Source organism: Legionella erythra, from assembly GCF_001467615.1.
GTDB classification, from domain to species: domain Bacteria; phylum Pseudomonadota; class Gammaproteobacteria; order Legionellales; family Legionellaceae; genus Legionella_C; species Legionella_C erythra.
In genome coordinates, this window is record NZ_LNYA01000003.1 from 135,982 (window position 1) to 156,131 (window position 20,150).

The following is a 20,150-nucleotide window of genomic DNA, read 5'->3' on the forward strand; positions in this document are numbered from 1 at the left end:
TCATGTCATTTAAAGTATAGACAGTTTGTGACAAAAATAATCCAAAGGATTAAGGGATTGTTTAATTTAGCAAACCTGTCAAAATGAACAATATAACCGACGCGTCGTCCCTTTATGCGCAGCCAGACTAAAACCCTTACTCATTTCAGTGGCGCGATGTCAAGCCAGTCAACCTGCTTTCGTCCGGACAATGAATGGCAGCTGCCCCCTTTATTTGAGCTATCGTTGACCAATGTGCTCGCCCGCGGCTATGGACTTAGCTATAGCGATTGCTGTTTTAACACGCAGGGACAAGTCATTGATTGTACACGACTTAATCATTTATTGAGTTTTGATGAAAGCAACGGGCTATTGTATTGTCAGGGCGGGGTGACCTTTGCTGATTTGTTTGACGTTCATCCGGATTTTATCCCACCGGTGGTGCCCGGCACCGTCCATGCCAGCTTGGCTGGCGGCATTGCCAACGATGTTCATGGCAAAAACAACCCAACGGCTGGCAGTCTTGGACGACATATTCAATGGATAGAGCTGCAACAAGGCTTAAGACTCCTGCGTGTGAGCCCTGAAAAATACCCTGATCTTTATACCGCCACCTTGGCGGGGCTTGGATTAACTGGCATTATTCGGCGCGTTGCCCTGACGTTGAAGCGGGCGTCGCGTTGCGTGGAAGTCCATACTGAACAATTCACCGCATTTGATAAACTCTTAACCGCCATGAAACAAACCAGCAGCCGATGCGATTATCTGGTGGCCTGGCTCGATCTGTTGAACCCGCCTCGTGCGTTGATGTCTGCCGCGGTTCATTGTCCCGGCACGCCACCGCCGCCGCCAAGATCATGGACCATGCCCAGGCTTCCTTTTCGCCTGATTCATCGCTTCAGTATGCAATACGTTAATGACTATTATTTTAGACGAGCGGATACCGGCATGCGGCGTATGGATTTTATTGAATTCAATAACCCACTCGATAAAATCAGGCATTGGAACCGCCTGTATGGCCGCCAGGGTTTGGTGCAATTTCAGGCTGTTTTTGCTGAAGAGAAGGCAGAGACCACCTTAGCCGCCCTGTTAAATCGAATTGCTGAAACCGAGGCGACGCCGACGCTTTGTGTTTTAAAATATTTTACAGAGCGAGGAGCCGGCTTGCTCAGTTTTGTGCAACCGGGCTTTACTATTGCCATTGACTTTATTCACGACAAGAAGGCCCGGGCAGCAATTGAATCCATGAATCAACTCATAACCGAAACAGGCGGACGGGTTTATCTGGCGAAAGATTTGTTTTTAACGCGCGAGCAATTCGTGACTCAATATCCAGAGCAGGAACAATTTAAGGCATTACTGCAGCAATACCCGGCGGGCATGCAATCTGATCTGGCTCGCCGTCTGGGGATAAGCCATGACTAAAAAAACCTGGATGATCCTGGGCGCCACCTCCATCATTGCCAATGAATTCGCGCATCTGGCGGCAGCCGCTGGCCATTCGCTCATCCTGGTTGGCCGGGATACCCTGCAACTCGATGTCATTGCCGATGATTTGACCTTGCGTCATCGGGTGGCCTGTGAGGTACTGACAGCCGATTTAAGCGAGGACATTCGTGGGCTGCTCAAGACCATTCAAACCATGGAGCAGGAACTGTCTTTGTTCATCGCCCACAGTTTTATTGTTGAAAATAATCAGCTTAATCCCTCTGCAATAAGCCTGCTTGTGAAAACCAATATTTTAAGTACTGTGCAGGTGATTCACACTTACATGAATAAGCAGCAAAGTGAACATCAGCTGCTTTTTTTAAGTTCAGTGGCGGCCTGTCGCGGCCGTGCCCGAAACAGCTTCTACGGTGCGAGTAAAGCAGCCGTTGAAATTTACCTGGAAGGGTTGCAGCAAGAGGCTGGCCCCTCGACGACCATCACCGTGGCTCGTCTCGGTTTTATTGATACGGTGCAAACCTACGGCATGCCGGGCGTTTTTTATGCCTCGCCTCCCAAAGCCTGCGCCAAAGCCTGCTGGGATAATCTCCACCGCAAAAAACGCCGGTTTTACCATCCCGGCTTCTGGCGTTTTCTCATGACCGTCATCAAGTACATGCCTTTCTTTGTTTACCGGCGCATGGGGTCAGTTTAATGGTATCCCGGCTGCATATTTAAAGAAGCATTTGGGCCATTTACTTAAGAGGCAAGGGTTTATCGCCCCCCTCTTCGTCGTCTCCCTGCCTCTCGGTCTCGGTCTCCCCCTCATCCTCGGTCAGCACACCGCTTTCCTCATCACCTTCGCGTTCACGTTCATCGTCCTCATCCTCGTCAAGGTTTGCCGCACGGTCCGCAGGTGCCAGCGCCGTTTTTTTAGCCGGAGCGGATTGAAGCCTTTGACTCATGCGGGCATCACTGCTGAAACTTGCATCTAATAGATGATCAGAGACATTATCCAACGCTTCAGTGTCATGGAGAATGTCCTGTTGCAGTGTTTGCTCTGCGTCCTTTAATTTTTTTTGTTCGCTGAACACTTTGTAGCCCAAAACAGCACCTGCAAGGGCCGCGATACCGACAGCTACCGCTGTAACCGCGATGATCGCGGCTGCGGGCACTGCCACACCAGGCAAAACAAAGGCTAAGGCCACAATGCCCAAAGCAAAGCCGGCGAACGAGGCGGCATAACCCAAACCTTTAACCCATTTTTTTTCGCTTGACCAGGCGTGATGCGCATGAGGTTGCTTTTGCAGAAACCCATCGACATCCATATCTTCAATGTCATTTTCCAGGCTTTTTAATTCATCTTCGGCGTCTGGACTCAATCCCCCCTTCTCTTCCTCGGTTAACTCCGAATACAGTTCAACGCTTTCCTTGGCGAAATCAATGATACCGTACCCCATCACAATCGACCCCACGACAATACCGGGCACGGCTAATACTGGAAAAGCAATGGCTAACACAGCCGCAGCCGTCACCAGGCCAATACCCAACCCAATCCACCCAATGTCCTTTAGAAGGGATTTACGATTATTGGTTTCTTTCAGGTAGGTAAGGCGGGTGTCGGCCAGTATCTGGGCATTTCGTTCAATCAATCCCATGGCAGCCAAATTGCCTAAATCAAGGTACGTGGTTTCAACAACCAATCCATCCAGCAACGCATGTTTTTGCGTCTCAAACTGATCAACGGGTAAGGTTTGCAAGGTTGCAAAATGACGGCGCCACAAATCGAAATCGGGATCATCCTGAAATTTTTCGGAAAAAACGTCGATCAAGGTTTCCCTGTTCGCGAAAGTAGCCTGCTTAAGCGTCTGATGCACGTGATGGAAAAAGCGAAAATCTTTTAATGCAAGCTCCATGTCGCCTTCAAGCCGCATGACTTCTTTAAATTGCTCAAGGAGTCGATTAAACCGTTTTTGTTGTAACCGATATTCTTCTCTGCTTTTGGCATGAAGCAGCGCAACCAAGCCCTCATCAATCTGCTCATGCAGTTGCTTAACCGCTTGTTTTGCAGCAGGCGATTTGCATTGTGAGCTTGAATCATTGAGGATTGCTTTTAACTGATTACGGATAATAAGGGCGGCAGTTAACTCCTGTTTTGTTAAATCCTCATCAAGTTGCCGGCGGCTTGGCGTGGCAGGATTGGGCATGTTATTTCTCCAATGAATGGGTTTATTTCATCGCGTCTTTGGCAAAGAAAGTAAAATAGTAATTGTACAGCATCACAAAGGTGCCATCATTCTCAAATTCGGTGATTATGGCATTCATTTGCTGCACTTCTTTCTCATTGCCGCGACGGGTGGCGATACCCATGCCGTATCCAACCTTGATACTCTCCTTTAACGATTCCACAATGCCAGGGTACTGATGCTCCAGGTAAAGCACGGAATAATAGTTGATGAAAGCGGCGTCGATTTTATCAGTTTTCATGGCCTCAACCAGCCCGCCAATGTTTGAATACACCTGCAAATCGACTTTAAGTTCAGGATGGTGTAACAGATAATCAGCATACACTGTGCCTTCCATTACGCCGATGCGCTTTCCTGCAAGCGGGTTAATGGATGTCAGCGGGCTTTTCGCCATGACAATAAAGCCACCTGATGACAGAAAATAAGGGATGGTGAATAAAAACTGCGTTTCCCGTTCGGGAGTAATGGCAAGAGCCCCCATGGCATAATCAATTTCACCGCTGCCTAATGCCTCAAGCAGACGCTGCTTGGGCATGGTCACAAATTCGCATTCCCATTTCAACCGGCTGCAAATGCGCTGCATCAAATCCACATCAAAGCCAGTGTTGACGAAATGGCTGTCATTCATCACAAAAGGGGGATCGAAAATGGGCGTACCTATTTTTACTTTGGCTTCAGCGGGGAGTGTAAAAAAAATAACAACTGCCAGTATCAAACGCGTCCACGTCGTCATCATCATGAGCCCATGGTTATTTTTCTATTTTAACTATAGCCAGCCTTAGCCTAATGTGTAAAAATTATTGTTATTTTGTGCTTTTCTCACCATGGTCACGCCGCTCGATAACCCACTCTGGCAATTTTCCAACACCATTTACCGCGATTCTCAGGTTAAATCGATTTGTCTCACGCTGCAAAATCAATGGCATTACAATGTCAATCTGGTGTTATTTTGTGGCTGGCTCAGTCATACCAAACGGCTTGTCAGCGCGAAAGACATGCAATACGCCCTGCACCTCGTCGCTGAATGGCAGGCACGCATGACCGAGCCCTTACGCGGCGTTCGCCAATACTTAGCCACCCTGCCGCCCAGTGCCAGAATAGCCGGGGGCTATGACCCGATCATTCACCTTGAATTAGTGTCTGAATCACTGCAACAAGACGCGCTGTATAAAGCGTTTAAGGATAAGCCGCAAACCGTTTTAGCCCCCGTCAAACACCAGAATCTGCTTTATTTAAGCTGGCTGGCAGACGCCATGCATCAAGCCCCTGATGAGACCATTCATCGCCTCTTTCTTGATTTAATTCATTTTTCAACACTCAAATTGAAAATATAAAATACATATCGATTAAAATAATTGCTACACTTACATTAAAAGAATACAGGGAAGATGAATGATGAGCGGATACAGACAACTATTCTCATTGTGTTTGTTGTACGCCTTAGCCTTGCCTTTACAGGCTGCCGAAATAGATAAATCCGATTTAATTAAAGTCGAAAAGGGCAAAAATACTGATTGCGTCGAATATTATAATTACAAAGGCGAACTCTATTGCAGTACCAAGGCTTCACGCCTGCAAAATCCCCCTGGCGATTTGGAAAGCATGGAAATGCAAACCATCGTGTTTGATGATCGCGAATGGAAGGCCGCATGGGGTCAAAAAACAGACTCGATTACCACTACTGAATACATTCCTCAAGGCGACAATATCGAAAAATGGCAGGAATTGGTCACGAGCCAGTTTATTCCTGGTATCCAGGATAAGATGACTCCCAAAGAATTCAGCCAAAATGTCATGAAGTATTTGAAAGAATCCGGCCTCGACCCGGTGATTCAGGTGATCAGTGAAAGCCCCGATCGCGTTCTGTTTGAGTTCCAGGTCATGGAACCTGAAAATTTGAAACAGGATGAATTGCAGTTAATTACCAAAGGCAAAGACGGTATGTATGTTTTGCATTATGTCATCAAAGAGGCGCCCATGGACAAGGAGCGCCGGGAGAAATGGATTAAGCTTTTAAATCAAAGCAAGCCGGAAAAGCCTCAAATCAAGGTTGAATAGCCTCTTTGGCCAGTGACTCATCAATATTGATGAGGGACTGTGCTTGACCAAAAAAACCGATACGATGCGCCGCTAACGCCGTGCGCACAGCCCCATTCAAGCGTACATCGCTCGTTTCTGTGCTGGCCTGAATCAAGGCCTGTTCAATGCGGTTGCTTTTATCAGCGCATCCCCAGGAAAAAATACCGGTTTTTCCCCTCAAGCGCTGAATCTCTGCCCGTACAACCAGGACATCAGGGCGATCCATGCTGGCGCTATCATCATTTTTCGTCAGCGCTACTCCATCGGATTGCTGGGCGATTTCGACTGCCGTTTGGGCTAATAAAAGCGTTGGCGGCTGCTCGCCATCGCTTTGCCCAGTCACTGGCTGCCTTTTATCTGTCAAAGACCGGGCGGTGGAATGCGGTTTAATAACAGGTGTTTCAAGAAGCATTTTTTCGGACTTCGTCAATGCTTCACCCACCTCCTCCCCCTCTTCGTCATCTGAAACACCATCCTCACTGAAATCAGGGTCAAAGGGCTCGCTATCGCTATGTACTGAGGCATAGTCATCATAAGATTCCAACAGCCTCTCCCTTTCTCTTTTTTTATCCAAAACATCCAGGGCTTTTAGCAGCATGTCATCGAAAGGTTCATAAAATGCTTCTACCTTTTTTACATCCTCATCGGAGACTGTTTGCAGCAAACGATCATGCGCCTGCCTGAGCTTCAACACGTCGTCCTTGTAGGTGCTTTCCTCATTAAACTGACTCAAAACTTCGGGCAAGGTAAATTCATTATCCAGAGTCTCAAGCCAGTTGGGATGGTTTAAAATATACTCTAAAAAATAAAGGCTCAACGGTCCGCAGGACACCAGTTTGCCGCCATCTTTCTTGGCGGTTTGCAAAGCATGAGGAGAAACGTGCACATCAATGAGTTTATCAAGGTTATCTATGTTAATGTGTTTAATATGCCCGGCTGGATTAAACAGCACGAGCTTCATGCCTAATGCCGCCACTTTTACAAAAACACCGGCCAAGTAATGGACGCCACCCAATTCTGGCTTAAAGATAAACGGAAAATAGCGAACCTCTTCTGGTGTTTTTCTGAACCAGTCTGCAGTAATGTTTAAAATATCGCCGATATTGCGTTGGTAAATACCATCAAACATCACCTGGGGTTGTAAAAAAAGTGCTCTGCTTTTAGCCGGTAACCGGGTAAATAAACCCCATAAAATGCGCTTGACGTCATCAATGTGGTACCAACTGTGAAACTGACGGCCATCCTCAGGACCACCCTTGCCGTCATCCCGCTTTCTAAACTCATCCGTTGCCTTACCCATTGCACACTCCTTCATTGACATGCTGTCATTCTTACTGTTTTTGTTTTGATTTACAACAAAAAAAGACCAATATTTAGCCAAAAAGATCTGGATTTACAAAATAAGGCTGCCTGGTTTATCATAATGCCATGAAATTACTCCTGCGCGTTTTACATGGTTTATTGATTCTAAGTCTACTGATGCTGGTGCTTAAGCCGGTGCTGCTGCCTTCTGCATCCGAGTTGAACACCGCCCATTACACGCTTCAATACGATTGCCAAAACCGTCTTGCTACCACAGTGTCCTGCGCGTCCACAGCCTATTGCATGCCCGGTGAAGACAGGATGAATCCCTTGCTTGCCTATTTTGGCCAATTGATTTCCCTTGTTTACTTCACACTCCCTGCCCTAGCGACCTGTGCCCCTATCAAGCGACTCTTGCGCCCGCCTATCCAGGCCTTTTGATCATTTTAATCACAATATAACGTGGCGAAGTTTCAAGCACTTCGCTTCTATCATTGATTATCAAGAGGATCTTCGTATGAATTTATTCAAAGGCATTTGCCTTTTGGCGCTGCTCATGCTTGTTTCAGAGAGTGCCTGGTCATTTAGCGGTGCATTAGGCAGCGCAAATCCAACCGTGATTATGCACTTTATTGAACATCACAATGCCTTCATCTATCTTGCCGCATTTTTTGGTCTCGGCATCTTATTGTCATTTACTCCCTGTGTTTTACCGATGATTCCCATTCTCTCGGGCATTCTTGTCGGCCGGAACGCCCAGTCCACCTCACAGGCGTTCAAAATATCCTTAAGCTATGTCATCGGCATGGCCGCAACTTATGCTGCGGCCGGCGTTATGGCCGGTTATCTGGGCAGCACCTTACAAACGGCCATGCAGAAATCGGTCATTATCCTAAGCTTCAGTGCGCTGTTTGTGATCATGGGGTTATCCATGTCAGGGCTGTTTGTGATCATGGGGTTATCCATGTCAGGGCTGTTTGAACTGCATTTGCCGCAAGCGTTGCAACGGCGTTTCAAAGGCGTAGACCAACGCAGCAAATCGGGCTATGCCGGAGCCATGCTTATGGGTATTGCATCCACCCTGGTGGTTTCTCCCTGTGTCACCGCACCTTTAATTGGTGTATTGACCTATATTGGCCAGAACGGCGAACCCGCCCAGGGCGGTCTCATTTTGCTGGTCATGGCTGCTGGCATGGGCATGCCCTTACTGCTGGTCGGTTCCGGTTATGGTTCCCTGTTGCCCAAAGCAGGCGGCTGGATGCTTAAGGTTAAACAACTGTTTAGCTTGCTGCTGTTCGCCATGGCCATCTGGATGGCTTCACGCATCCTGCCTGCCCCCTTAACCAAGCTTCTATGGGCCTCTTTGTTCGTTTTTGGCAGTATCGCCATGGGCAGTCTGCAAACCCTGCAATACAAGGGTGCCATGCTGCTTAAGGGTCTGGGTGTCGCCAGCATCATGGTGGGCGGCATGCTTGCTTATTCCGCCACGCTGTCCTGGCTTTCGCCCACAGTACTTCCCAAACACCCGACAAAACAGGCGCGGTTTGTCACAGTCGATTCAATGGCTGCGATAGAAAGGCAACTCGACAAGGCGCGGCAACTTCACAACCCAGCTTTTTTAGTTTTTACCGCATCCTGGTGCAGCGCCTGCCAGGCCCTTGAATCCAGGGTGTTGAATCAACCGCAATTGCGTCCCTCTTTAAATGGTGTACTGAATTTAAAAGTGGACATCAGCCAAACCAATCCCAGCACCGACGCGATCAAGCGGGCCTTTGCCATTTATGGCACACCAACCCTGTTATTCATTGACCGGGAAGGACAGGTTGTGGAGGACCTGAGCGCCGTAGGGTTTATTGACCAGCAGGCCTTGTCCGCCCGCATCAACCGCCTTAAACAGGGCTAGATAAACAGGCCCGATAGCCGTCGGGTCTTCTTTACACCACAAACTTTACAATGAGATTCTTATTTCGCTAGACTCGACGCTATCTTTGCATGATGAGCGCCGCCATGAAATTTTCTTTTTTTGATCACAAACTGCCTGAACCTTTGGCGGTGTATTTATTCAGTTTTCTCGATGCTCAAAGCCTGGCAAGAACGCAACAGGTTTGTAAAGAATGGCAGGCGTTAAGCACGAAGGCAAAACAGGATAATGCATTGACGCCAGTCATCCAGCTCATCCCGAAACTCAAACCACTCTATTACCTTAAACTCAGGCAATTGTCAGGCGGCATGACCAACCTCACCTATTTCATCAAACAGCTTAAAGGCGTCGGAGGGCCAGCCGAAAAATTTGTGCTGCGTATCCCGGGTAAAAATACATCCCGTTTCATCACCCGAAAGCATGAAGGCTACAATGCCAGGCAAGTCAGTCAGGCAGCGATTAACGTGACCATTGAATTTTTTGATGACAAGGATGGTTTGCAGCTAACCCGATTTCTTGAAAACAGCAAGCCCCTAAGCCCCGTCCTGCTCAAAGAGAACGATGTGTTGAAAAGCATCGCCGATATTTTCCGCAAGCTTCATCAATCGCATCAATTCAGTAATGACATACATCTTTTCCAGCGCAATGAGGATTTGCTGAAAGCAGTCAAGGAAAATGCAACGTTTGACCTCCCAAAAGATTTGGCTTCTGTGGAAGAGGGTTTGGCAAAAATTGCCGGCATCTGCAGCAACTATAAAATCCCACTGATGCCCTGCCATAATGATCCCACCCCGGGTAATTTTTTAATGTCCTCGTCATTGTTCAAGTTAATTGATTGGGAATACTCCGGCAACAATGATTTTTTATGGGATCTGGTTTATTTCTGCCTGGAAGGAAAACTGTCTCTCGAGCAGGAGAAGCAACTGCTGGGCTATTATTTTGGTGAAGTAACCCCCATGATTGAAGCCTGGTTTGAAGTGTATAAACCCTTAGTCAGCTGGTGGATAACCCTTTGGTGCTGGACCCAACTCAATAACAAGGCCAATGCCACGGACACAAAAGCTTATGTGCAATTGGCAGAAAGCAGTTATCGCGCAACTCAATCCAGCCTTGAAAACACGGCCTGCATAAAATCTTTAGCCCTCATTGCCTCCGACACCCAAAAAACAACGTTTGATGGCCTTCGTCCATTTTAGTATCAAGTGCCTCTCCTCTGTGTGTCCGGAACATGGGCGTAAACATGGCGAGACATCGGTAACACCTGTTTACCACGAGGCACGATAAACGCATCTCGCTGACTCCTTTTAATTGAAAGCATTAATGATCTCTTAATAATCATTTAGTATTATATTTACTCAGTTTTATGAATGGTGATGAAATGAATATCGAAAAAATTGCTCAATTAGCAGAAGAAGCCTTGGTCAATATAAAAATTAAATACTACGCGGCTAACACACAGGATTGGTATGGTTATGCAATCTCTCCGAATAGCAAGGAGATTGCCAGAGGAATAGCAGCATTAGAACAAGGCGACACCAATCCCATCCTGATGCTGGTTAAAAAAATGGATAAAACAATTAGACGCTGTGAAGAAGATAACCATGTTTTTTATGAAGAATTATATCAATATCAGCTTATTTATGAAAACGTACCGCTCCATCGTATTAATTATTATCAAAATACACCATCAGATCTTGTTGAATCTCGCCAACAAAGCCTTCAGCGATTAAAAGAAATTTCTGCCGAGTTAAAAACAGAATTAAATATTCCACAATCAGAAACCCAGAAAGAGAAACATATACAAAGTAAACATTATATTATTTCTCTGCTGACGGAAGCACTTTATCAAATCAGAATGCCTGTGCCTGCGCATTTAGGGCAGCCTCGGGATTTCACTCGAATCAGGGATTTAATTCCTTTTGAGCAAATTGAGCACGCCATTGAAGCGTTAGACAATGGCAATCTTGACCCGGTACTTGATTTAATGCGATTTATAGCCAAAACCATTTCGGATCATATCGACAATATCCCGTTATTTTTGAGCGCTCTGGAAGCGTATAGGGAGGAATATAATCCTGCATTTTTTACTATATCGCCCGATGAGGTAGCTCTGATTCATCAGAAAAACCTGGCGCGATTAAAAGACATTTATGCCTTGCTAAAAAGCGCAGTCCTTGATCCATCCCTGCAATTTCTCGCCATAGTTGGCGATAACCAGGCAGATAAATCCAAACCTAGCCCAGCCCATTTATTTTTCAAAGATGGCGCTAATCACGATCTCCTCAAAATTGTTATGCAATACACGGGCTTCTTTAATAGGAAGCTTATTGAGAAACCCATGACGGAAAGTTTGGAAAAAAGCACGTCACTGCAAGGTTGAGTTCTGTTTTTTTAATTCTTCAATGAGAAAGCGGGATATTCCGCTTTCGCTCAGATACCTATCCAATTATGACAGCATCAACCAGCCTGGTTGGGCTATCGGGCAGTTCGCTTTTTTGTGACCAGGTTAGACCCTCTGGTTCACAATTTTTTTTTAAAAACCATTCGCTTAGTCTTAATTCGTGAACTATGCTGAACATTAGTATTACCTTTCAATTAACCTTACGGAGTAACACGCCATGCACTCTAATAAATCAATAAAATCGCTCTTGGCTGTTGTTTTTGTTGGTGTCCCTTTATTTGTTCAGGCAGACAATGCCCCCGCTTCGAAAAGCGAAGAAACGTTTCAATCTACCTGTGTTAAAGCCTGGCTTGGCCGCGATGATACCGCGAAAGATAAGGTCGATTACAAAAATTTTGGTGAGCAATATTGCGAATGTGCTTCGACGCAACCCTTGCAGGACAGCGCCGCTGTGGATAAAGCCGCGCAAGTGTGCATGACCCGTACCTTGCTGCACGACGCCTTGAACTCGCTTGAAGCAGACAACGAATTAACCAGCGCCTCGGAAGCCGATATTGATGAATCCTGCCATGATCGCTGGAGTCTGGTTTATCCCAAAATGGATGATCGTCTAAAGCAAGTGGCTACGACTTATTGCGGTTGCGCCAAATCGGAATTAAAAGCCCTGATTAAAAATTCCGACAACATGACAGACAAAGAATATGACAACAAAATCAATGACATTGCCGCCTCTTGCACAGCTCAACTGGCCAAAGCAAACAGCGCAGAAAACCCCGCACCACAATCCGGCAGCAGCCCGCAATAATCGCCAACTCTCCAGTTCCAGGTGGAATTGGAGAGTTTGTTTTAGCTGACTGTAAAATCTTCCCCGACGCCCCGAACCACTTTCCATTGGCACTCTGCACCATGATAAGCAATCGCGGTAATGTCCGGCTGCGCCGGCCCCTTGGCCGTGACCACAAACACGCAGGCTTTCGATTGAAAACCAACCTCCTGTTTTACAGCCGTCACCGTGTACGCCAAATCAAAATCCGCATCGTTAGGAAAACCAAAACCATACACCAGCGGCTGGGATGCTGTAAGGGTGGCTTCGGTTAAAGGATTGCAATCGCGATCAGCAAAGACACCCCGCTGGTTAATCATTTTAAGCGTGACATGCCACTGCCCATCCAGTGAGTTGACTGTATGCCAGGTGTGGATATTGCACTCACTGGCCGCGTGAAGCGAGCCGGTGAGCAGCATCGTTAATACAAGTGCGCTGGCTTTCATGATCGTCCTTTATATTATTATGAAATCAGAACAATAATATAAATGAGAATTATTTGCAATTGGGTGCTGAGCCGTATCACTTTACAGGGCTGTTTCGACTGTTCCTGCTATTTCCACGTTACTGGCTTTGTCGTAACCGATTAATTTAAGCGACATGCCAGGGTCAACCGATTTATCCGGATTAATCACATAAATATTATCAGGGCTGCGCTCATCATTAAAAATGGACGGTTGTTCGTCACGGGCAGTGGCATCGCAATCAGCATCGGCTTTAAGCAAATAAACGGTCCAGGTCGTTTTACCGTCCTGAAACACCATCTCATTACGATTAACCCATTTTGGCCCGAGCAGCTTTTTGATGGTTTTTGGATCGGCCTGACCGTCAGTCAGTCGTTTAAGATTTCGTCTTAATTCTAAAATACGGTGAATATTTAACGGCAAGAGCAGGGAATGCAGGATAAAAATAGGCAGAAGATGCGCTGTAGTCGCATAAGCAATGAAAGCGACATTACTGCCAATGGCAATGAGACGCAGGGTCATAATTCGTTTAACATAAAAAGCGGCAAAAACAAGCGATGAAGCGATATATCCCAGGGCATTAATCAAAATATCCATATTATTACTCACTATCTGATTCGCATCTTCCTACGGGTTTGTCTTATTCACCAAGGTAAACAATTCAGTCCACACCCAACGACAAAAACCATAAAACATGACGAACAAATTCACTTCGACTTGCCACCTCCTTGTTGCAACGCCGGTTCCGTAACCAATTGGCTGACCTCGCCCTTTTGACAAAAATCTGCTTTTAAATTTACCCCGCAGAGGCGGGCACGTTTTGGGTCCAAAGACCAGTCTCCATTTTTACCTTTGATGGTACCTTTCTCTCCCCACCAGTTATTTCGGGCGTAAACACTGCCATTGATGACCATCATCTCCACGCCATTCTGGGAGGCGCTGGAATTATTATAAATTTCATTATGCCCTGAGCTGGGGCTATCAATAAAGAACCCGCTTTCAGTTGGCGTCCCCTGACCCAGATCAATGATGTTTTTCGGGGCATTACCCAATGAATTGCATATGACCACCCCAGGCCCGCCGCTGCCGGTGATAAGGCTGTTCTCGAGACGAAGCACAATTTGCGCATGATGTTCAGTCGCCGTCATTTTGGCCAAGGGAGCAAACTTGCCCTGCCCATAGGCAGTGATGGTTTCAAGCCCTTCACTCATCTGCCCCTGCCAGGGCGAGCCGTAAAATTGATAGCCATTGATGTGAACGTATAATTTGGCGTCATCAAACGCCATGACATCAATGCCATCATTGAACAGTTTTAAGTGGCTGACCGTTAGCCCTTTAATTTTTAACCGCCCCTCAGCTTCGTCTTTGGCCAATAAATAAATGCCGGCATGGTAATTAGGCAAAACACCCGCAAGGGTACCGTTGCCTTTAATCATGTTGTTTTCGAGAGCAATGCCAGCCGATGATTTTTCGCCCAGTAACACACTGATGCCGGATCCCTTCGTGCCGCTGCCATTCTCCGCTTCAATGAGGCTGTTGCTGATTTCAATGGCGTCCAGTGAATAATCACTGTCTCCAATAAAGGCAATCGCCGCCTTGGGGAAATTCCGGTTATTATACTTTTTGCCAAGAAAAAAGGTCATAAAGCCGCGTAATTCCGGCGGGGGTAAAAATTCATCCTGGACTTGTGCCGCCTGATTGGCACCAACAATGCGCGTGTGACTGATTTTCACATTACGTACATTTTTTCCATAAATGGCGTAACCTGCGGGTTTTATGATCTCTATACCCATGATTTGCGTATTTTCGGCCAATTCAATGGCATCCCCATCAGGATTGGTTATTCTGGCGCCAGCCTGGTTGACCTGGCACACAAACGGCGTGCCTGCACAGCCAATCTCGCCGCCGCCTTTTATGATCTGATCCGGTTTAAGTTTGATTTTTCCCTTAAAAATGTCCGGTGAAGGGAGGATGACCAGGGTGTCCCCCTCTTCTGCGAGATTACCCAATGCCTCCATGCTGTTAAACGGTTCTTCGGCAGTGCCTTTGCCGGGAGAATGACCGGCTTTCAGGTACCAGGTGGTGGCATGGGCAGATAGACCTGCCGCGAATAATGCTAAACCGACCAAGGTCTGAAGCGTGGGCTTTAACGAAAACATGATGGTTGTCCATAAGCGCCTATGGACATTTTATGCAGCAAATTTAATGCCAGATCAGAAAACCAGTGCTTTTTTTAGGAAAAAGCGATCATAGCCCAAAAGGTATCGGGGTACACAGGCAATGATTTCAAAATTATTTTTTTGGTAAAATTCAAGTGCTTGAAATGAAAAGGTATCAACAAACACTTGTTTAATCTGTTCACTTACTGCCTGCTCATCGATTGTTGCCAGAAGGCGTGACCCTAAGCCCTGGCGGCGATAATTTTCTTCAAACCACAGCACATCGATGTAGAGTGCATCGCTGTGTTGCCAGAGGGATGCACCGCCAATCAAGCGCCCTCTATCCCGCGCAAAAATGCAGAAATGACTGGCCCGCTCATGAATGCAGCTGACATTGAACGCCACAATGCCTGCGCGTAAAAAGGCTTCATCTTCCTCAGCCGGTTGAGGCTCCACCGTTAATTGAACCCGTGTCATGCTTCCTCCTGTGCACCCATGGCCGACTATACTAGCTGAAATCAGGTTGTTGGCCAATCGTCGTTCCAGGCTGACGTCTGCCTTAATTGTCGATACAATGCAGCACTTTCGACGTCAGGAGGCCGACATGTACGCCAAAACGGAGCAACAATTTAGCGATTTCCATTGCCATCTCAATGGCAGCTTCAGCCAGGGCTTTCTTAAAAAAATAGCTGAACGAAACAATTGCCTGGCGGTTTACCAGCAATTCCTCGAGACGCAGGAACATTATGAAAAAAAATCACAGGAAGAACCTCGCGACATCGAAGCGTGCCTGAAACTGATTTGGGCACAATTTTCCCTTGTCCACAAGATGGTGCAAACGCTGCCGGACATTCAGGAAGGGACTTACGACGTCGTCGCCCATTCTGCAGGGCAATACCTCGAGATCCGCACAACCCCCAAATCCATGAACGGCTCTTCAGTTGAGAAATACATCGATGCCTTTCTGAAGGGCTTGCTCGATGCCAGGGAGGACGTTTCACTGGGTAAAGAAGCGTATGGGTTACTGAGCCTGGACAGAGCCCATCACACGGCAAAGGATGCAGCCTATTTTATTGAGAAGGTGTTAAGCAGCGGCGGCTTGCTCAAAGGCATTGATATCAGCGGCCAACCCCTGGCTCCGCGTCAGTTAACAGGCGATGAATTAATCAAGACCATTCAACTGGCGCTGGAAAATAACGTGGGCCTTGCCATTCATATGGGTGAAACCGATACCCCGGCAGAACGCCAGGACACCGACACTATCCTCGCGACACTGGAAGACTGGGTAAAAAAACACCCTGAATCGAGCGGCCATCCCTTCTTCGGTAAAATTCGCTTAGGCCATTGCATCTATCTCACTGAACACCAAAAAGAGCGCATCGCCGCATTGCAATTACCGATTGAGGTCTGTCCGACCTGCCACGCCAAATTAAATTGGCATGAACAGGGTAAACCACACCCGGTAACCGCCATCTACGATTCGGTGTCACAACCGATTATTCCTGGGACAGATGATGAAACCATCTTTAAATCAGCTATCCAGCAGGAGAGTCAACTGGTGTTTGGCTTTTTTAAAAATCCGAATCAGATAAGGTTTGAAGAATTCCTGCAACAACAAAAACAATACCGCTTTTAACCCTCAGGATGAACAACTGACTGCGATTTTCGCCGCCCAGTCGGGCGGCAATTGCGCGTAATGCGCCTGCTCAGGTTGCTCGTCGAAAGGCTTCTGCATTAGCCGAAACAGCCTGTCGATTTCGCTGTAATCCTGATGCTCATAGGCGGCCTCAATGGCTTGTTGGGCCAGGTAATTGCGCAGGATGTATTTTGGATTGACGCTTTTCATTTGCCGGCTGCGTTCATGAGCAGAAAGAGGTTCGCAAGCGTTACGCGCATTGTAAGCTTTAAGCCATGATTTGATGACTTTTGGCTGGCAGGTCAGGCGGTCAAAGCAACCATCATCCTGATGAAGCACATAATCACTGAGTGTCCGTAAAAATAACGTGTAATCCAGGCGATGCTGCTGCATTAAATTCAGCATGGCATTGACCAGCTCCATATCCTCTTCCTGCGCCTGCTCCCAACCCATTTTTTGACACATTAATCCGCTGTAAGCCCTGTTAAGTTCCGGTTGAAACAAATCCAGTATCGATTTTAACGCCTCTTCAGGTAACAAGGGAGTCAGTGCCTGGGCAAACGCCATCAGATTCCAAAAGGCAATGGCAGGTTGCCTGTCAAAGGCATAACGTCCAGACTCATCCGAACTGTTGCAGACATGGGCGGCGTCATAAGCGTCCAAAAAACCAAAAGGTCCGTAGTCAATGGTCAATCCCAACACTGACATGTTATCGGTATTCATCACCCCATGACAAAAACCAACCGCCTGCCATTGGGCTATGAGGCGGGCTGTGCGTAACACCGCCTGTTCAAACAAGTGGGCATAGCCCTTTTCCTCACAGGGCTGGCCAGGATAATGCCGTGTTAACACATAATCGGCCAACTGCTTCACCGCCTCAACTTGGCGGGTGTAGTAAAAATACTCAAAATGGCCAATTCGGATATGCGATTCAGCCACTCGAGTCAGCACAGCACCGGGCTCCGGCACATGGCGATACACCGGCTCATGCGTGGCAACGACGCACAAGGCGCGTGTGGTTGGAATACCCAGGGCGTGCATGGCTTCAGAACCGAGATATTCGCGAATCGTCGAGCGCAACACTGCCCGGCCATCCCCCATACGGGAATAAGGGGTTTGGCCTGAGCCTTTTAATTGAATATCCCAACGCTCGCCCTGGGCATTAATCACCTCACCCAGCAGCAAGGCGCGGCCATCGCCCAGTTGCGGCACGTAATAACCAAATTGATGCCCGGCATACACCATCGCCAATGGCTCACTGCCGGGCAGACGCTGATTGCCGCCAAAATAATGGGCAAACGAGGGAGATCTTAAGGCCTCTGCATTAATCCCGAGACGCATGGCCAACTCCTCATTGACATGGACCAGCTCACAGGCATTTACAGGGGTCGCATCCAGCAAGGTATAAAAAGTATCCGGCAAGCGGGCAAAACTGTTATCAAATTGAAGACGCATAGAGAACACCTGAATGAATTACCCAGAGTATAGCGTTAAATGACAACAAAGACCGCTTTCAATTCATTTCTGTTGTTAATTTTAATAAGGGCGTGTAAATAGTATTGCAATATTGCAAATTATTGATTTCTTAATTATTACTTAATGTTTTTTTAGGTAGTGTTATACCAAAGTAGTCATTTTGGTATAGCTATGAAGAACAGAATTAACGCACGTGAGACAAATCTGGCTAAAGTCAGTGAAGATAAAGCATTGGAAGATTCATTAAACACGCAGGGGCTTTTTTATCTCTACTCTTTTTTTGACAAACCCACCCGCAAGGCACACAAAATCGATAGTGTCGAAGGGCAATGGGTTTATGATGAAAGCCGCGAAAAAGTGCCCAATAAAACCTACATGTATGCGGTAGGACCAAACGGCGCCCTGTACATTGGCACACCGACCGTTCATTCCCAATTTAAAGCAGGTAAACAAACCCAATCAGCTGGCTGGCTGGATTACCGATGGAATGAATCCACGGGAAAAAAAGAAGTGATCATGGATAATTGCAGTGGGCATTATACTCCCACCCTCAGCCAGTTTTTAAGCACGGTGCATGGATTATGCGAGGCCAACATGCTACCTGCTTCATTTCAGATAAAACTGAGCAAATTTACTCAATTCGATTATCAAAATGACTTGGACGCATTGTTTAAAAAAGCCAAAGAAGATTCTTCTGACACCGAAAAATCGGCGTCCATTTTGGTACACTATGATGCTGAAGCCAACGCGCTTTCATGTTCATGTGGTAACCAACACGTCACCTTCAGTGCTGAGCAGATCAAAGCCAAAAACATTGTCATGGCCCTGGGCGGTGGTGCTTAAACACCGGTCGCTCCGAGCATTTGCGGGGTCTTGAGGGCTGGCCATTCCTCAAAGGCAGACAGAAGTATCGTGTTTTTACGCGTTCTTGCCAAAACCCAGGGTGTTAATCCGGAGTGATTGGGGGCATTGGGATCCAGGAGCTTTAATTCTTTCACATAGGCTATCAGTTCAGAACGAGTAGAGTAGCATAAAGCCTCCAGTAAAGACGCACCGGCCTGATTTTTCTGAGCAGGATCCACCCCTTTTGTCAGGTGCAAATATAAAAACGCGTTGTAACTGCCATAAAACGCGGCGATAAAGAGAAGGTTACTCCCCTGTAGATTGACTACATGCCAATTAATTGAGTCATTGTCGAGATGCTTCAATACATTCACATTGTCCGCCATGACCGCATAACTTAATAATTCCTGTCTGCTTTTTTGATCAAGCGATCCTAAGTACGATTTAATAAGATCTGCTTTAAAACCAAAAATGGCCCCGGTTAACATGTTCACTAACACGGAGTTATCTTTGGCATTCTTTATAAAATGGGTACATGTTGTTTTATTGCCAAAAAACCCTACTGCGAAAGCCATAGACTTCTTAGGAAAAGGGATGGCATTCAAGCGCTTATAGAGGTTAAACAGTACGGGAAAGGATAATTTATGTTCTTGCCAGAAATCGATTTCATCCTGACTTAATTTGAATGTTTTGGTCAGGTGGGCTATCCATAATTTATCCATTTTTTCTGTAACGAAGTGCCTGAAAAAACGGCATGTTCTACCCAGAGAAGACCAGGATTCAGGCGACAAATCTGAGATGATGAGTGATAATGAATCGTGGCCCAGCGACATAAAATTGGTGTTTAATTCCCTGGCATAATCCATTAACTGCCCGACAAAACCTTTATTGGGCGAAACCACCGATCGTAATTTTATAAGTTCTTGCAAAATGTCTGCATAATCAACCGTTAATCCCTGACGGTGTCGATCATGCATAAGCCATGCGATTACAAAGCTGGCTGAACGAGACATGCCTTTTTCACAATGCACCAGCACCTTGCCGCCTTGAGCGATAGCGTCATCGATAAAAGCCAATACTTGTTCAAAATGACAACGAATATTTTCTTTAGACGAATCAGCGAGCTGGATATGAAGATGCTTGATGCTGTCAGCTACAATGATTTTCGATTGAATAATACTGACCACATGAGTAATTCCCTCACGCTTAAATCCCTTGCTGGTCAGAGCATCTTCACTCCCTAAAAACAGATGCCCATTGATTTTGCTCAAATGGGCTAATTGTTTTTCAAGATGGTGCATAAATTCTCAAACAATAAAAAATAAGTCGGATTTTATCACAAACTGACCAATCGATGACAAGAATTTGCTCTACTATCCATTTTTATTGAAATCAC

20 protein-coding genes are annotated in these 20,150 nt (G+C 46.6%); 11 read left to right on the plus strand and 9 right to left on the minus strand.

The window, feature by feature from the left end; translation table 11 throughout:
- Window positions 1-114: 114 nt before the first annotated feature.
- Together Lery_RS01735 and Lery_RS01740 are read left to right on the plus strand one after the other, a co-directional pair.
- Window positions 115-1,404: an FAD-binding oxidoreductase gene (locus Lery_RS01735; RefSeq protein ID WP_058525523.1), complete on the plus strand. Its 1,290-nt coding sequence runs from the start codon at window positions 115-117 to the stop codon at window positions 1,402-1,404.
- Complete coding sequence (locus tag Lery_RS01740; protein ID WP_058525524.1) at window positions 1,397-2,119, plus strand: SDR family NAD(P)-dependent oxidoreductase; 723 nt, start codon at window positions 1,397-1,399, stop codon at window positions 2,117-2,119. The genes Lery_RS01735 and Lery_RS01740 overlap by 8 nt, the downstream gene beginning before the upstream one ends.
- Before the next feature lie 40 nt (window positions 2,120-2,159).
- On the opposite strand, the gene Lery_RS01745 is transcribed toward Lery_RS01740, so the two are convergent.
- Together Lery_RS01745 and Lery_RS01750 are read right to left on the minus strand one after the other, a co-directional pair.
- Window positions 2,160-3,611, minus strand: a complete 1,452-nt coding sequence (locus Lery_RS01745; protein ID WP_058525525.1) for a hypothetical protein — start codon at window positions 3,609-3,611, stop codon at window positions 2,160-2,162.
- A gap of 22 nt (window positions 3,612-3,633) precedes the next feature.
- Window positions 3,634-4,389 (minus strand): transporter substrate-binding domain-containing protein, encoded by a 756-nt coding sequence (locus Lery_RS01750; RefSeq protein WP_082657095.1) that lies wholly within the window; start codon window positions 4,387-4,389, stop codon window positions 3,634-3,636.
- Window positions 4,390-4,474: 85 nt separating this feature from the next.
- On the opposite strand from Lery_RS01750, the gene Lery_RS01755 reads away from it, so the two are divergent.
- Together Lery_RS01755 and Lery_RS01760 are read left to right on the plus strand one after the other, a co-directional pair.
- A complete protein-coding gene (locus Lery_RS01755) occupies window positions 4,475-4,984 on the plus strand; it encodes a TIGR02444 family protein (protein WP_058525527.1) in 510 nt (169 codons plus the stop codon).
- 58 nt (window positions 4,985-5,042) lie between these two features.
- Window positions 5,043-5,708 (plus strand): hypothetical protein, encoded by a 666-nt coding sequence (locus Lery_RS01760; RefSeq protein WP_065230219.1) that lies wholly within the window; start codon window positions 5,043-5,045, stop codon window positions 5,706-5,708.
- On the opposite strand, the gene Lery_RS01765 is transcribed toward Lery_RS01760, so the two are convergent.
- Window positions 5,695-7,029: a hypothetical protein gene (locus Lery_RS01765; protein WP_058525529.1), complete on the minus strand. Its 1,335-nt coding sequence runs from the start codon at window positions 7,027-7,029 to the stop codon at window positions 5,695-5,697. The two genes, Lery_RS01760 and Lery_RS01765, sit on opposite strands and share 14 nt — an antisense overlap.
- Before the next feature lie 128 nt (window positions 7,030-7,157).
- Between Lery_RS01765 and Lery_RS01770 the strand changes: the two genes are divergently transcribed.
- The 5 genes from Lery_RS01770 to Lery_RS01790 all read left to right on the plus strand — a co-directional run bounded on the left by Lery_RS01770 (window position 7,158) and on the right by Lery_RS01790 (window position 12,158).
- A complete protein-coding gene (locus Lery_RS01770) occupies window positions 7,158-7,472 on the plus strand; it encodes a hypothetical protein (protein WP_058525530.1) in 315 nt (104 codons plus the stop codon).
- Window positions 7,473-7,548: 76 nt separating this feature from the next.
- Window positions 7,549-8,934, plus strand: coding sequence for a cytochrome c biogenesis protein CcdA (locus Lery_RS01775; protein WP_058525531.1), 1,386 nt, complete (start codon window positions 7,549-7,551; stop codon window positions 8,932-8,934).
- Window positions 8,935-9,038: 104 nt separating this feature from the next.
- Window positions 9,039-10,148 (plus strand): phosphotransferase family protein, encoded by a 1,110-nt coding sequence (locus Lery_RS01780; protein ID WP_065230229.1) that lies wholly within the window; start codon window positions 9,039-9,041, stop codon window positions 10,146-10,148.
- 182 nt (window positions 10,149-10,330) lie between these two features.
- Window positions 10,331-11,332, plus strand: coding sequence for a hypothetical protein (locus Lery_RS01785; protein WP_131750932.1), 1,002 nt, complete (start codon window positions 10,331-10,333; stop codon window positions 11,330-11,332).
- Between the two features lie 238 nt (window positions 11,333-11,570).
- The gene (locus Lery_RS01790; protein ID WP_058525534.1) at window positions 11,571-12,158 is read left to right on the plus strand and encodes a hypothetical protein; all 588 of its coding nucleotides are present in this window, start codon (window positions 11,571-11,573) and stop codon (window positions 12,156-12,158) included.
- Window positions 12,159-12,199: 41 nt separating this feature from the next.
- Here the strand turns inward: Lery_RS01790 and Lery_RS01795 are convergent, their stop codons facing one another.
- The 4 genes from Lery_RS01795 to Lery_RS01810 form a co-directional block, all read right to left on the minus strand.
- A complete protein-coding gene (locus tag Lery_RS01795) occupies window positions 12,200-12,622 on the minus strand; it encodes a hypothetical protein (protein ID WP_058525535.1) in 423 nt (140 codons plus the stop codon).
- Between the two features lie 81 nt (window positions 12,623-12,703).
- A complete protein-coding gene (locus Lery_RS15575) occupies window positions 12,704-13,237 on the minus strand; it encodes a hypothetical protein (RefSeq protein WP_065230220.1) in 534 nt (177 codons plus the stop codon).
- 110 nt (window positions 13,238-13,347) lie between these two features.
- Window positions 13,348-14,799, minus strand: a complete 1,452-nt coding sequence (locus tag Lery_RS01805; RefSeq protein ID WP_058525536.1) for a hypothetical protein — start codon at window positions 14,797-14,799, stop codon at window positions 13,348-13,350.
- A gap of 54 nt (window positions 14,800-14,853) precedes the next feature.
- Window positions 14,854-15,276: a GNAT family N-acetyltransferase gene (locus tag Lery_RS01810; protein WP_058525537.1), complete on the minus strand. Its 423-nt coding sequence runs from the start codon at window positions 15,274-15,276 to the stop codon at window positions 14,854-14,856.
- A 127-nt stretch (window positions 15,277-15,403) separates the two neighbouring features.
- On the opposite strand from Lery_RS01810, the gene Lery_RS01815 reads away from it, so the two are divergent.
- Window positions 15,404-16,435 carry an amidohydrolase family protein gene (locus Lery_RS01815; protein WP_058525538.1) on the plus strand — a complete coding sequence of 344 codons (1,032 nt, stop codon included), beginning with the start codon at window positions 15,404-15,406 and terminating at the stop codon, window positions 16,433-16,435.
- 3 nt (window positions 16,436-16,438) lie between these two features.
- Here Lery_RS01815 and Lery_RS01820 read toward each other — a convergent pair whose 3' ends face one another.
- Window positions 16,439-17,890, minus strand: a complete 1,452-nt coding sequence (locus Lery_RS01820; protein WP_058525539.1) for a protein adenylyltransferase SelO — start codon at window positions 17,888-17,890, stop codon at window positions 16,439-16,441.
- A gap of 192 nt (window positions 17,891-18,082) precedes the next feature.
- Between Lery_RS01820 and Lery_RS01825 the strand changes: the two genes are divergently transcribed.
- On the plus strand, window positions 18,083-18,754 hold the full coding sequence (locus Lery_RS01825; protein ID WP_058525540.1) for a hypothetical protein: 672 nt from the start codon (window positions 18,083-18,085) through the stop codon (window positions 18,752-18,754).
- Here the strand turns inward: Lery_RS01825 and Lery_RS01830 are convergent.
- Entirely contained in the window at window positions 18,751-20,055 is a 1,305-nt protein-coding gene (locus Lery_RS01830; RefSeq protein WP_058525541.1) for a dual specificity protein phosphatase family protein, read from the minus strand. The genes Lery_RS01825 and Lery_RS01830 overlap by 4 nt on opposite strands.
- Window positions 20,056-20,150 lie beyond the last annotated feature (95 nt).